Genomic DNA, 775 nt, shown 5'->3' with positions numbered 1-775 from the left:
TATAAATGACGGAGAAAATAAGTGCCTTGTTTACCGTCCAGTTGATGAAAATACTGTTCCTTTCAAAAATGCAAACCAGCTCTTAGACGAGCTTGCTCAAAAGCAACAAAAAAAGCATCGTGAAAAAGAAGTGCTTACAGTTGCCAGAATAAAAGCAACAGCAATATCTTCTAAAATTGGTCAGTATAGAATTGAAGCAGATAGTTTTATCTGGGATCGCAGTAAGGAAAATTTTAAAAAGCCAGACAGTATTTCTGAGAAAGCCATTTATGTTTCCGAAAAAACTGGCAAAGAAATCACAAATAAGGATTTGATTCCAGATGAAGGAAGTCTCTTAGGTATTCAACAGGTGATTCAGCAATCCATACTTGATCAAGCCAAAGAACCTGAAAAAATCATTGATGCTGTATTAACAATGGATAGAATTTCTTATGATAGTAAAATGACTTATACACCTGATGAATTGACTATCGTCTTACCAAAAAATTCAACTGGAACTTCTAAAGTCACTCTAAAATACAAAGATATTGCTCCATTCATTGATACAGATCTGGTTTCGCAAGAAAGTATAAAAGATACATTACCTGCATTAGATGAAAATAAAAAGTACGTCGCTCTTACTTTTGATGATGGTCCAAATAATAGCTCAACACTTGATTTGTTGAATATACTAAAAACAGATAACGTGAAAGCTACTTTTTTCATGTTAGGACAGATGGTGGATCAAAATCCAGATGTTGCAAAACAAGTCCACGACGAGGGTCATGAGGTAGCA

At 34.5% G+C, this 775-nt stretch carries 1 protein-coding gene; it reads left to right on the top strand.

Going from position 1 to position 775, the window contains the following annotated elements; genetic code table 11:
- Window positions 1–775, top strand: a 775-nt coding sequence (locus DVW06_RS16870) for a polysaccharide deacetylase family protein (RefSeq protein WP_153226868.1), incomplete at both ends; no start/stop codon positions are given.

The sequence above is a fragment of the Enterococcus sp. ARL09-542 genome, assembly GCF_005234805.1.
Classification (GTDB): domain Bacteria; phylum Bacillota; class Bacilli; order Lactobacillales; family Enterococcaceae; genus Enterococcus_D; species Enterococcus_D gallinarum.
This window is presented reverse-complemented; position numbering and strand designations above follow the sequence as displayed.